At 62.2% G+C, this 12,673-nt stretch carries 11 protein-coding genes; 3 read left to right on the top strand and 8 right to left on the bottom strand.

Features of this window, described 5'->3' with window-relative positions; all coding sequences use genetic code 11:
* From AC1Z3V_RS17190 to AC1Z3V_RS17170, 5 genes are all read right to left on the bottom strand, one after another.
* Nucleotides 1-978: an ABC transporter permease gene (locus tag AC1Z3V_RS17190; protein ID WP_429818781.1), complete on the bottom strand. Its 978-nt coding sequence runs from the start codon at nt 976-978 to the stop codon at nt 1-3.
* 135 nt (nt 979-1,113) lie between these two features.
* Nucleotides 1,114-2,667 (bottom strand): sugar ABC transporter ATP-binding protein, encoded by a 1,554-nt coding sequence (locus AC1Z3V_RS17185; RefSeq protein ID WP_483500602.1) that lies wholly within the window; start codon nt 2,665-2,667, stop codon nt 1,114-1,116.
* 94 nt (nt 2,668-2,761) lie between these two features.
* On the bottom strand, nt 2,762-3,751 hold the full coding sequence (locus AC1Z3V_RS17180) for an ABC transporter substrate-binding protein (protein ID WP_247959324.1): 990 nt from the start codon (nt 3,749-3,751) through the stop codon (nt 2,762-2,764).
* 166 nt (nt 3,752-3,917) lie between these two features.
* Nucleotides 3,918-4,937, bottom strand: coding sequence for an aldo/keto reductase (locus AC1Z3V_RS17175; RefSeq protein ID WP_483500600.1), 1,020 nt, complete (start codon nt 4,935-4,937; stop codon nt 3,918-3,920).
* A 39-nt stretch (nt 4,938-4,976) separates the two neighbouring features.
* Complete coding sequence (locus AC1Z3V_RS17170; protein ID WP_483500598.1) at nt 4,977-6,482, bottom strand: UxaA family hydrolase; 1,506 nt, start codon at nt 6,480-6,482, stop codon at nt 4,977-4,979.
* A 225-nt stretch (nt 6,483-6,707) separates the two neighbouring features.
* Here AC1Z3V_RS17170 and AC1Z3V_RS17165 point away from each other — a divergent pair, with 225 nt between their 5' ends.
* Together AC1Z3V_RS17165 and AC1Z3V_RS17160 are read left to right on the top strand one after the other, a co-directional pair.
* Nucleotides 6,708-7,586: a GntR family transcriptional regulator gene (locus tag AC1Z3V_RS17165; protein WP_429818790.1), complete on the top strand. Its 879-nt coding sequence runs from the start codon at nt 6,708-6,710 to the stop codon at nt 7,584-7,586.
* 19 nt (nt 7,587-7,605) lie between these two features.
* Nucleotides 7,606-8,694, top strand: a complete 1,089-nt coding sequence (locus AC1Z3V_RS17160; protein ID WP_483500596.1) for a mannitol dehydrogenase family protein — start codon at nt 7,606-7,608, stop codon at nt 8,692-8,694.
* Here the strand turns inward: AC1Z3V_RS17160 and hpaI are convergent.
* The 3 genes from hpaI to gabD form a co-directional block, all read right to left on the bottom strand.
* Nucleotides 8,688-9,494, bottom strand: a complete 807-nt coding sequence (gene hpaI / locus AC1Z3V_RS17155; RefSeq protein WP_483500594.1) for a 4-hydroxy-2-oxoheptanedioate aldolase — start codon at nt 9,492-9,494, stop codon at nt 8,688-8,690. The two genes, AC1Z3V_RS17160 and hpaI, sit on opposite strands and share 7 nt — an antisense overlap.
* A 265-nt stretch (nt 9,495-9,759) precedes the next feature.
* A complete protein-coding gene (gene tnpA / locus AC1Z3V_RS17150) occupies nt 9,760-10,194 on the bottom strand; it encodes an IS200/IS605 family transposase (RefSeq protein ID WP_483500592.1) in 435 nt (144 codons plus the stop codon).
* 168 nt (nt 10,195-10,362) lie between these two features.
* Nucleotides 10,363-11,817: an NADP-dependent succinate-semialdehyde dehydrogenase gene (gabD, locus tag AC1Z3V_RS17145; protein WP_483500590.1), complete on the bottom strand. Its 1,455-nt coding sequence runs from the start codon at nt 11,815-11,817 to the stop codon at nt 10,363-10,365.
* Nucleotides 11,818-12,073: 256 nt separating this feature from the next.
* On the opposite strand from gabD, the gene AC1Z3V_RS17140 reads away from it, so the two are divergent.
* Entirely contained in the window at nt 12,074-12,670 is a 597-nt protein-coding gene (locus tag AC1Z3V_RS17140) for a nitroreductase family protein (protein WP_483500588.1), read from the top strand.
* Nucleotides 12,671-12,673 lie beyond the last annotated feature (3 nt).

Genomic DNA, 12,673 nt, shown 5'->3' with positions numbered 1-12,673 from the left:
CTAGCGGGCGCTGCGGCGCCGGAGTTGGTCGAAATAGACGATGACGATGATCAGAACGCCGGTGATGATGCGCTGCCAGAACGAGTTGACGTTCAGGAGATTGGCGCCGTTGTTGATCGTCGCGAGGATGAAGGCGCCGAGCAGCGGCCCGTGCACCGAACCGACTGCGCCGAACAAGCTGGTACCGCCGATGACCGACGAGGCGATCGCCTGCAGTTCCCAGCCTTCGGCTTGCGTGGCGTTGCCGATGCCGATGCGCGAGGCGAGCAGCAGGCCGACGAAGGCGGCGCAAGTCGAGGAGAGGATATAGGCGAGATAGATGGTGCGGTGGACATTGACGCCGGAGAGGCGTGCGGCCTCGCTGTTCGACCCGACGGCGAAGAGGTAGCGCCCGAAGCGGCTCAGATGCAGGAAGACATAGGCCGGGATCGCCACCACGATCACCATCCAGAACAGGCTGGGCACGCCGAGGAAATCCGCCCGCGAGAAGTTGGTGAAGGCTTCATTGGTGATCGAGATCGTCGAGCCGTTGGTGATCAGCAGGCCGATGCCACGGAGCGAGGTGAGGGTCGCAAGCGTGATGATGAAGGGCGGCAGGCCCATGCGTACGATGCCGAAGGCGTGGAAGGCGCCGATCAGCACTCCGAAGGCAAGCGTGAGCAGGATGGCGGCCCAAAGCGGCATGCCGGCCGCAAGCAGCCAGGCGACGATGACGCTGGTGAAGCCGACCACCGCGCCCACCGAAAGATCGATGCCGGCGGTGATGATGACAAAGGTTTGGCCGACCGCAAGGATCGCCGTCATCGCGCCCTGGCGCAGCAGGTTGCTGATGTTGTTGGGCGTCCAGAAACTGTTGGTGGCGAAGCCCAGCAGCAGCCACAGGAACAGAAGCAGCCCCAAGAGGGTGAGGCCGAACAGAATGCTCACGCCCTTACGTGGCGCCGCGCTGGCACTGCTCTCCACCGTTTCCGCACTCATGATCTTCCTCCCTGCATCCCTCAAGTTTCTTAGATCATGATGATCTTGGTCTATCCGACCAAGACATCATGACGTCTTCATAAGCTGGAGCGGGATGCGGGCGGAAAACCGCTCACCTCATCCCGCTCTCGGCGCTCAAACGCCGATCGCCTGCGTCAGCACTTCCTCATGGCTCGCGGCGCGGTAGTCATGGCTGGCAACCAGCCGGCCGCGCCGGAAAACGTGCAGGCGATCCGCGAGCTCGTAGACTTCAGGCAGATAGGACGAGATCAGGATGATGCCCGCCCCGTTCTCAAGAAGCCGCGCGAACAGGCGGTAGATTTCCGCCTTGGTGCCAACGTCGACGCCGACGGTCGGCTCGTCGAAAATGAAGAGCTTGGCACCGTGGCTCAGCCATTTGCCAATGACAATCTTCTGCTGGTTGCCGCCGGACATGGCGGACGCCAAGACCCGGCGCGAAGGCGTCTTGATCTTCAGGTCGCGGATCTGCCGGTCGGCATTCTCCCGCTCCTGCTGGCCGTTGATCGTCAGCCCACGCGTCAGCCGGCTGAAAACCGGCAGATTGATGTTGAGGCCGATCGGCAGATTGAGGCACAGGCCCTGGTCGCGACGGCTTTCCGGCGCCAGCGCGATACCGAGATCCATGGCGACACGCTCACTGGCGATATCCACCTTGCGCCCTTTCCAATAGACCTCGCCGGCGCTCGGACGATGACGCCCATAGAGGCCGAGCGCAAACTCGCTGCGCCCCGCTCCGATCAACCCGTAGAGGCCGACGATCTCGCCGGCGCGAACGGTCAGCGATACATCCTGGAATCCGGGACCGCTCAAGTCTCGCGTTTCGACGATGACTTCGCCGAGCGGAAAATGCTCCTTGTGATAGATCTGCTCGATCGTGCGGTTGATCATCAACGCGATCAGTTCCGCCTCGTTGGTTTCGCCGATCTTGCGGGTACCGACATGGGTGCCGTCACGCAGCACCGAGACGCGATCGGCAAGCTCGAAGACTTCTTCCATGCGGTGGCTGATATAGACGATGGTCACGCCTTCGGCCTGGAGCCTGCGGATCAGCCGGAAGAGCTGGGCCGATTCTTGCCGGGTCAGATAGGCCGTCGGCTCGTCGAAGATCAGGAACTGCGTGCCGCGCATCGCGGCGCGGGCGGTGGCGACGAGCTGCTGCTGGCCGATCGTCAGACTGCCAAGCACGGCAGCGGCGGGCAGGTTGAAGCCGAGATCGTCGAGTACGCGCTGGGCCGCTTCGGTCATGGCGCGCTTGCGCATCAGTCCGTTGCGGTTGATCTCGTCGCCGAGAAACATGTTGGCCGCCACCGTCAGGTGGGCGCAGAGCACGACCTCCTGGTGCACGGCGTTGATGCCGCGTTCGATCGCCTCGTGTGGCGTGTCGAGCTGGACGGGTTTGCCGCACCAAAAGATCTCGCCGGACGTGCGCTTGATGACGCCGGTCAGAAGCTTGATCAGCGTCGACTTGCCGGCACCGTTCTCGCCGACGATCGCGTGAATCTCACCGGACAGAAAGATCAGCGACGCCGGCTTCAAGGCTTCCACGGCACCGTATTTCTTCTGCAGGGCGCGCAGTTCCAGGATCGGCTCGCCCTTCGGAACCGGATGGCGCGTTGCCACGTGCAGGCCTTCAGTCCTGATGTCGCGCGCCTCTTGCAACTCGGTCATCCGCGCATTCCTCCCATCGCAGAGATCGCTTGCGACCGGTCCTCGTTCCGGTCGCAAGCGGGTGCGGCGGGCAAGCGGCCCGCCGCGGCCGTCGTCACTTGACCTTCGGGTTCAAAAGAGCGTCGATCTTCGGTTCGGCCATATTGGCCTTGGTCACCAGATTGGCACCGGTATCGACATTCTTTTCGACCTTTTCACCCTTGGAAACGGCCAGCGCCGTCTTCACGCCATCATAGCCCATGCGGTAGGGATCCTGAACGACGAGACCGGCCAGAACGCCTTCCTTGAGGAAGCCGACCGTCTTGTCGTCGCTGTCGAAGCCGATCACCTTGATCTTGTCGCCGAGCTTGTTTTCAGCGATCGCCTGGCCGACGCCCTGCGCCATGATCAGGTTGGAGGCGAAGACACCGACAAGATTGGGATTGGCGGTGATCAGGTCGGTCATGATGTTGAGACCGGTGGTCGCCTGGCCGTCGGCATATTTGTCGGCCACGACCTTGAAGCCCGGATACTTCGTCTTGACCTGATCGAGGAAGCCCTCGCGGCGCTGGTCGAGCGAGCCGACGCCCGGAAGACTGGTAATGATGGCGATTTCGCCCTCTTCCTTGCCGGTCATTTCCTTGACCGCCGCAGCAAGACCGTCAGCAGCGATGCGGCCGCCCTGGACGTTGTCGGTGGTGAGGAACGAGGAGAAGGCCTTCGAGTCCGCGCCGGAGTCGATGCCGATGATCGGAACAGCCTTCGCCGCCTCATCGATCGGCTTGCCGAGCGCCTTGAATTCCGTTGGCGAGATGACGACAGCAGCCGGAGCGCCGGCAACCGCGTTCTCGAGAATGCTGATCTGGCCGTTGATGTCGGACTCGGATTGGGCCCCGAGCTCAGGTACATTAACGCCCAGGTCCTTGCCGGCGGCGCGCGCGCCGGCCAGCACGATCTGCCAGTAGAAGGACGTGGTGTCCTTGACGATGATCGGGATCGTCACGTCCTGCGCGAAGGACGCGACCGGCGACATGCCGGCGATCATCGCAGCACCGGCCAGGGCGGTGAAGGCGCGACGGGTAAGACTGCTTTTCAAAATGCTCATCCCAGGTTTCCTCTCAGTGCACCGTGTTCCACTTCTTGGAGGTCGATCGCAGGTGCCGGCTTATCGACCTTTTATCGATAAAAAACATATCTGAATGCTAGTACGACAATTCCGGCTTGGCAAGCTGCCGGAACAGCATTTCAAGCCACAAGGCGGCCGCGTTCCGCTAGACCCGAACCGGCTCGTCTCCGAGCTCCGGCGCGACCAGCGTGAACGGTTCAAAAGCCGCGAAATCCCCCGCGGAAAACCGGTGTTCGGTGAGTGCCATGTTGCGGGTCAGGCTCTCCGGCTTGGCGGTCCCGAGCAGCACGGAGGCAACCATGGGGTGACCGAGGGGAAACTGCATGGCAGGTGCCGCGAGCGGCACATTCATGCCGCGAGCAACCGCCTCCATGGCGCCGACCTTTTGCCGGATATCTTCCGTTGCCGGCATGTAATCGAAATGCGCGCCTTCGACCGGACCTGTGGCCAGGATGCCCGAATTGAAGACGCCGCCGACAACAAGCGAGGTCTGCTTCTTTTCACAGAGCGGCAAGAGTTCGGCGACGGCCGAGCGATCGAGCAAGGTATAGCGGCCGGCCAGAAGGATGCAGTCGATATCGGCGCGGCGCATGACCTCAAGGCAAACCGGTACCTCGTTCACGCCGAGACCATAGGCGGCGATGGTTCCTGAGGATTTCAGCTCCTCCAGCGCCTTCAGGCCGCCCTCCAGCAACTGCCTCATATAGACGGCGTTTCGGGCGGCGCCATGGGTATAGACGCCGATATCGTGCACATAGAGAATGTCGATGCGATTGAGCCCCAGCCGGGCATAGCTGAACTCGACGGAGCGCATGATGCCGTCGTAGCTGTAGTCGTAGCTGACGTCGAAATTGAGCGGCTTCACATAGGAATAGTCAGGCACCTTGCCTTCCGGCACCGGATGAAGGAGCCGGCCAACCTTGGTGGAGAGGACGAAATCATCGCGCGGCTTGTCGCGCAAGAAGTCGCCGACCCGGCGCTCGGCAAGGCCCAGGCCATAATAAGGCGCAACGTCGAAATAGCGCAGGCCGGCGGACCAGGCGGTCTCCAGCGTCGCGACTGCCGCCTCACGGGTGCACTCCCGGTAGAGCCCGCCAAGCCCGGCAGCGCCGAAGCTATATTCGGTCACCGCCAGTTCGGTTCGACCGATCCGTCTCGTCTGCATTCCCCGTCTCCTCCTCCAAGGATGCCAGTCGTTCGGTATTTAGAGCGTCGCCCCCAGATGCCAGGGTACGAACTCGTTGTCGCCATAGCCGAAGAGCTCGCTCTTGGTCTTGCGCCCCGAGGCGGTCTCGACGATCAGGTCGAAGATCTCGCGGCCAAGCCCTGCGATGCTCGCCTCGCCCGAAGCGATCACGCCGCAATCGATGTCCATGTCCTCTTCCATCGCCCTGAACAGCGCCGTGTTGCTGGTGAGCTTGATCGACGGCGCCGGCCGACAGCCGAAACAACTGCCGCGGCCGGTGGTAAAGGCGATGACATTGGCGCCGCCAGCAACCTGGCCGGTCGCCGACACTGGATCGTAGCCGGGCGTATCCATGAAGACGAGCCCGTGCTCGGTCACCCGTTCGGCGTAGCGATAGACGGCGTTCAGCGGTGACCGGCCGCCTTTCGCCACGGCACCGAGCGATTTTTCGAGGATGGTCGTCAAGCCGCCGCGTTTGTTGCCCGGCGACGGATTGTTGTCGAGCGAGGCGCCGTGCATCGCCACATAGTTCTCCCACCAGGCGATCAGTCCATCGAGCTTCATCGCCACGGCTTCGTTGACAGCCCGGCTGCGCAACAGATGTTCGGCGCCGTAGATCTCCGAGGTCTCGGAGAGGATTGCCGTACCGCCAGCCGCCGCAAGGATATCGACCGCGGCGCCAAGCGCCGGGTTGGCGGTAATACCTGATAGCCCATCGGATCCGCCGCATTGCAGGCCGACGACGATCTCGCTCACCGGAACGGCAACGCGACGCGCTTTGCCGACTTCGGCAGCAATTTCCTCGAGAATACCGAGGGCCTTTTCCACCGAACGCCGCGACCCGCCGGCTTCCTGAATGTTGAAGTGACGTTTTTCGCCGCCGGCGCCGCTCTGGCCATAAAGCGTCAACTGGTTGACCTCGCAGCCGAGACCCACCATCAGCACGCCGCCGAAATTGGCGTGGCGGGCGTAGCCGGCGAGCGTTCGGTGCAGGTTGGCCATGCCGTCGCCGGTCGACGACATGCCGCAGCCCTGGTCATGCACGATCGGCACGAACCCGTCGATGCCTTCGTATTTCGGGAGGATGCGCCTGTTCGCCTCCTCGGCGATGGCCCGACAGACAGTGGTGGAACAGTTCACGCTGGCGACGACACCGATATAGTTTCGCGTCGCCGCCCGCCCGTCGCCACGGCGATAGCCCATGAATGTGCGCGCCTTGTCGGCATCGCTTGCTGCTTCCGGCGTTCCCTGCGGGCCGATCGCCAGGCGATCCCGGTCAAAGGCGAGGTTGTGGGAGTGCACATGGTCGCCCGGGGCGATATCGGCGGTGGCCCGTCCGATCGCCTGGGCGTATTTGACGACCGGTTCACCGGCGCGGATGGCGCGGATCGCGATCTTGTGGCCGGCATCGACCTTTGCGGCCGCGCGCGCACCATTTGGCAGTGCGTCCCCGGCGGCAATCGCCAAGGTCGCCACGACGACGTTGTCCTCCGGTGCGAGCAGGATGGTGGACGGCGCAGACACCGATTTCTCCGTGATTGTTAAGGCCTGTTCTTCTGTCTTTTATCTACAATAGACAGATCGTCGTCAATGGGTATTATAGCAAAAACGTCGCTGACGCCGTCGGGCCAACGACCAGGTTGAACGGGAGGAACAGATGTTGACGACAGACGGAGACAAAACCGGATCGCCGCGATAGAGGAGCGTCCCTGACAAACGCAGAGAATTTCGAACCGGCCGGATCTTGCCATGGCAAAACAGAACACCGTCTTCAAGGATGCCTATAACCGCTGCTTGAAGCTTCTGGCGGAAACATCCTCACTGCCCTCCGAGCCGGAGCTTGGGCAGGTGCTCGGCGTCAGCCGCACGACGGTGCGCGCAATCCTCGGCCGCTTCGAAGAACTGCAGCTGATCGCCTGGGACAAGCGCAAGAAGAACGTGCTGCGGCAGCCCCGCCCCGACGACTATTTTCCGACGGAAGAAACCGATTCGCTCGCCGAGATCATCGAGCGCAGTTTCATGCGCCGGATTCTCGCCGGCGGCGCGGAGCCCGGCATGCAGATCAACGAGCTCGAACTGGCGCGAGAGATCGGCACCGGGACGACCAGCGTACGCGAGTTCCTGATCCGCTTCAGCCGCTTCGGCCTGATCGAGAAGCGGCCGAATAGCCACTGGATCCTCAAGGGCTTCACGCGGGAGTTTGCGCTGGAGCTGACGGAAGTGCGCGAGATGTTCGAATTGCGTTCGGCCGCGCGCTTCGTCTCCTTGCCGCACGATCACCCCGCGTGGGAGGAGCTCAAGAAAATCGAGGCCCTGCACCGGGAAATCCTGGCCGATATCGACAACCGCTATCGGGAATTCTCCGAACTGGACGAGCAGTTTCACTTGCTCGTACACAAGGCGTCCAGCAACCGCTTCATCGTCGATTTCTATGACATTATCGCGATCGTCTTCCACTATCACTACCAGTGGAACAAGACGAATGCCCGCCAGCGCAACGCGCGCGCGCTGGAAGAACACCTTGCCTATATCGAGGCGTTGCGCTCGCATGACCCGGCAAAGGCCGAACAGGCCTGCCGGCGCCATCTCCAATCCGCGCGCGAGACCTTGCTTCAATCCATTCCATAGCCAGCTACCGGAGCCACACATGACGACACCGATCGTGCAATTCGGGACCAGCCGTTTCCTTCAGGCCCATGCCGATCTCTTCGTCAGCGAGGCGCTGAAATCCGGTCAGGCGCCCGGGCCGATCACCATCGTCCAGACAACCGGATCCCGGGAACGCGCCGGGCGGCTTGCGGCACTTGCCCGCCCCGAAGGCTTTCCGGTCGTCATCCGCGGCATCCAGGGCGGCGAGCGGATCGACCGGACAGAACAGGTCACCAGTGTAACGCGGGCGCTCTCGACCGCCGAAAATTGGAACGAGATCCGGGAGATCGTTGCCGAAGAGGCGGAGATCCTGATCTCCAATACCGGCGATACGGGCTACCAGGTCGGCGACGACGACCTGGTGATAGACATTCCCCGTTCTTTTCCCGGCAAGCTGCTTCTGCTCTTGAAGGCGCGCTTCGATTGGGGTGCGCGTCCCCTGACGATCCTTCCTTGCGAGCTCGTGTCGCGCAACGGCGATGTGCTGAAGGCGCTGATGCTGCGGCTTGCGGCCGAGCGGGTCAAAGGCAACGCTTTCACCATATGGCTGGACAAGAACGTCGTCTGGGCAAACACGCTGGTCGACCGCATCGTCTCCGAACCGCTGGAGCCCGCCGGCGCGATTGCCGAGCCCTATGCGCTGTGGGCAATCGAAAATCAGCCCGGTCTACGCCCGCCCTGTGCCCATCCGTCGGTGAAACTCGTGGACGACCTGACGCCCTATGAGAAGCTGAAGCTTCACATCCTCAACCTCGGTCACACGGTGCTTGCGGATCTTTGGCTCGAGGAAGGCCGTGACCCGAACGAGACCGTCCGGGAGATCCTCGCCGACGCACGCGTGGCAGCCCGGCTGGACCACATCTATCGATCCGAGGTCATTCCCGCTTTCGCCGCCAAGGGTATGGAGAACGAGGCGATCACCTATGCTGCAGCGACGCTGGAGCGTTTCGGAAACCCGTTCCTCAACCACCGCCTGGGCGATATCGCCAACCATCACCGCGAAAAGATCGAGCGCCGGATCGTCGACCTCCAGCGCTGGAGCCCGGGCGTCTCGATGCCCGAACTCGCCACGATCTCGGATCAGTAGCCGGATTCCTGCTTCTTTGGTGCCGAAGCGACCTCGCCTTGAAACTCCTGGCGCAGCGCCGTCGTCGCGCGAACGAGCGACGTGACGTCCGTGCCGATCGCCATGAAATCGGCGCCGAGCTCGCGGTAGTCGCGCGCCTGCTCGAGGTCGAGCGTCATGATGCCCCTCGCCTTGCCGGCCTTCTTGATGCGCTCAAACGCGTCGGCAATCGCCGCGCGGACCTCCGGATGGCCCGGTTTGCCGAGATAACCCATGTCCGCCGCCAGGTCGGACGGACCGATGAAGAGGCCATCGACGCCGTCGAGCGCGGCAATCTCGTCGATCGCGGCAAGCCCTGCACGGCTTTCGATCTGCAGGATCAGGCAGATCTCGTCGCCGGCGGTTTGGAGATAGTCGCCGATACGGCCGAACTGAGACGCGCGGCCGAGGGCGGCACCGACGCCACGAACGCCATGGGGCGGATAGCGCGTGGCGCGCACCAGTTGCTGCGCCTGCGCCAGGCTTTCGACCATCGGGATCAGCAGGGTCTGCACCCCGGTGTCGAGGATCTGCTTGATCAACACGGTATCGCCGACCGGCAGACGGACCATCGGATGGCTGGCTGATGTCGAGACCGCGCGAAACTGTGCCGACAGCAGCGGGATATCGTTCGGCGCATGCTCGCCGTCGATCAGCAGCCAGTCATAGCCGCTGCCGGCCACCACTTCCGCCGCATAGGGGCTGGCAAGCGCCACCCATAGTCCAAGCTGGAAGCGGTTTTCGCGCAGAGCTGCCTTAAAGGGGTTCTTCGGTGCCGGCATGTCTGTTCTCCTTAAACGCAGCGTGGAACTTCGCCCCCTCACCCGCTTGCCGGTTCCGCTCCCCGTAAACGGAGACAAGACCGCGCCGCCTTGAAATCCCTTTTCTCCGCTCGCGCCGAGAGGGCTGGGGTGTGAGGGCCGACCTCACGCCATCGATAGATTCGACTGCGAAGACTAACGCCTTGCTGGCAAAAGTCATAACCTCCACCAGAGGTGGAGGTTTGAAACGCTGCGCTTGAACCGCTAGAAGCGGTTTTGCTATAAGTTAGTAGCTACGGTTAAAGAGGTCGGCAAAGTCGGAAGCTTTGTCGGCCTTTTCTTGATTGCGGATATAACGTCTGACGACCTGCTCATCATAGCCAGCCGTTGAGACGAAGTACCCTCGCGCCCAAAAGTGATACCCTTTGTAGCGCCGTTTGCGGGCGTATTTGTTGGCCACGTAAAGGGCGGTCTTGCCCTTCAAGAAGCCGACAATGTGCGACACCGAATATTTCGGCGGGATCGATATCAGCATATGCACATGGTCGGGCATAAGATGCCCTTCCTCGATCCGGCAGTCCTTTTGCAGAGCAAGCCGATGCAAAAGGTCACCCAATTCACGTCGCACGTCACCGTAAAGACGTTTCGTTCGGTACTTACTCGCGAAGACCACATGGTATTTGCAGTCCCATGTCGCGTGTGATTGCGATCGTTCATCCATAAAACCTCCGTTCTATGTCTCGGCCAGCCTAGCGGTCCAAGCACGGAGGTCTCTCAATCACAATGTAGAACCCGTCCAGTCCTCCACCGGAGGTGGAGGTTTACTTTGCTTACAAGAAAACCGGCCAAAACACTGGCCGGTTTTCCGCAAGTCGGGTTTTCGCCTGTTTCAGGCAACGCCGCCAAGGCAGACGTATTTGATCTCGGTGAACTCCTCGATGCCGTACCTGGAACCCTCGCGGCCGAGACCGGAGAGTTTCACGCCGCCGAATGGCGCTTCCGCGGTCGAGATCAGCCCGGTGTTGACGCCGACCATGCCGTATTCCAGTGCTTCGGCGACGCGGAACACGCGGGCCAGATCCTTGGCGTAGAAGTAGGATGCGAGACCAAATTCGGTGTCGTTCGCCTGCTCGACCACATCGGCCTCGTCCTTGAAGCGGAAGAGCGGCGCTACCGGCCCGAAGGTTTCCTCGCGCGCAACTGCCATCGCCTGGGTGACGTCGGCCAGGACCGTCGCCTCATAGAAAGTGCCGCCGAGTGTGTGGCGCTTGCCGCCCTGGATCACGCGTGCGCCCTTTGAGGTGGCGTCAGCGATGTGCTCCTCCACCTTCTCCAGCGCCGCCTTGTCGATCAGCGGGCCCAAGATCACGCCCTCATCGAGGCCGTTGCCGATCTTCAGCTTGGCGACCGCCTTGGCGAGCTTGTCGGAGAAGGCGTCATAGACCTTGTCCTGCACATAGATGCGGTTGGCGCAGACGCAGGTCTGGCCGTTGTTGCGGAACTTGGCGATCAGCGCGCCTTCAACTGCGGCATCGAGATCGGCATCGTCGAAAACGATGAACGGCGCATTGCCGCCGAGTTCGAGACCGAGCTTCTTGATCGTGCCGGCACTCTGGCGATAGAGCTCGGCACCAACTTCGGTCGAACCGGTGAAGGTGAGCTTGCGCACGACAGGGTTGGAGGTCATCTCGGCGCCGATCTCGCGGGCGGAACCGGTGATGACGCTGAAGAGACCCTTCGGCAGCCCGGCGCGTTCGGCAAGGATCGCGATCGCAATCGCCGAGAACGGCGTCTGCGCTGCGGGCTTCAGCACCATGGCACAGCCGGCGGCGAAGGCCGGGCCGGCCTTGCGGGTGATCATCGCATTGGGGAAGTTCCACGGCGTGATCGCCGCGACGACGCCGATCGGCTGCTTCATCACCAGGATGCGCTTGTCGGGCTGATGGCCGGGGATCAGGTCGCCATAGATGCGGCGCGCTTCTTCGGCGAACCACTCGACGAAGCTTGCGCCATAGACGATTTCGCCGGTGGCTTCCGCCAGCGGCTTGCCCTGTTCCAGCGTCAGGATGCGGCCGAGATCCTCCTTGTTCTCGATCATCAGCTCGAACCATTTGCGCAGGATGCCGGCACGCTCCTTGGCCGTGCGCGCCGCCCAGCCCTTCTGGGCCAGACGCGCCGCCTCGATCGCTGCCTTGGTTTCCTTGGCGCCAAGCTTCGGCACTCGGCCGATGATTTCGCCGGTCGCGGGGTTGTTCACCTCGATCGCGTTCGCCGCGTCTGCCTCGATCCACTCGCCGCCGACGAGGGCTGCCTGGCGAAACAATGATGGGTCTTTAAACGACATGATCCGTCCTCTCTCAAAATCTACAGAACTTATACAACTTTTTTACTGGAAACGGCAATGACCCACGCGACCGTTTCTGCACTTTCCCGACCCGCGCAGCCTACAGATCGCATGCACGTTTGCGTGCGTCCAACCCGGTTTCATCCGCACCCGTCCTCATGTAGCGTCCGAAACGAATCGAGCCATAGGCGCCGGGGACAGATCAGGCGCTGAAAAGCTGCCGAGGATTTAGAGAACACATAGAAGAGGCATGTCCATGACGGCGACCGACAATAGAAAAGCCGACTATCCCATCGATGCCATGTTCCTTGAGCGCTGGTCGCCCCGCGCCTTCACCCACGAGGAGATCGCGGAACGCGAATTGCTTTCCTTCTTCGAAGCGGCCCGCTGGGCACCTTCGGCAAGCAACCGACAGCCCTGGCGTTTCGTCTACGCCCGCCGCGGGACGGAACACTTCCCGGTACTGCTCGACATTCTCGACGAAGGCAACCAGCGCTGGGCGAAGAACGCGGCAGCGCTTCTGATCGTCATTTCGAGAACCCATAGCCAAGCACAGAATGGCGAAATGCGCCCGGCCTATACCCATGCCTTCGACACGGGCGCCGCTTGGTACAGCCTTGCCTTGCAGGTTTCGCTTTCCGGCTGGCACGCCCATGGCATGGCGGGCATCGACCGCGACAAGGCCATGCGCGTTCTGAACGTTCCCGAACATTACCGGGTCGAGGCCGCCGTTGCGATCGGCCGGCTGGCCGATCCCTCGACGCTGCCTGACGATCTGCGCGCGCGGGAAATCCCAAGCCAACGCAAGCCGGTCAGCGAGTTCGCCTTCGAAGGCCAGTTCAAGGGCGAATAACGA

The sequence above is a fragment of the Ensifer sp. 38_S197 genome (genome assembly GCF_056924495.1).
The sequence above is the reverse complement of the archived record's forward strand: the minus strand, read 5'-3'. Positions and strand labels throughout refer to the sequence as shown.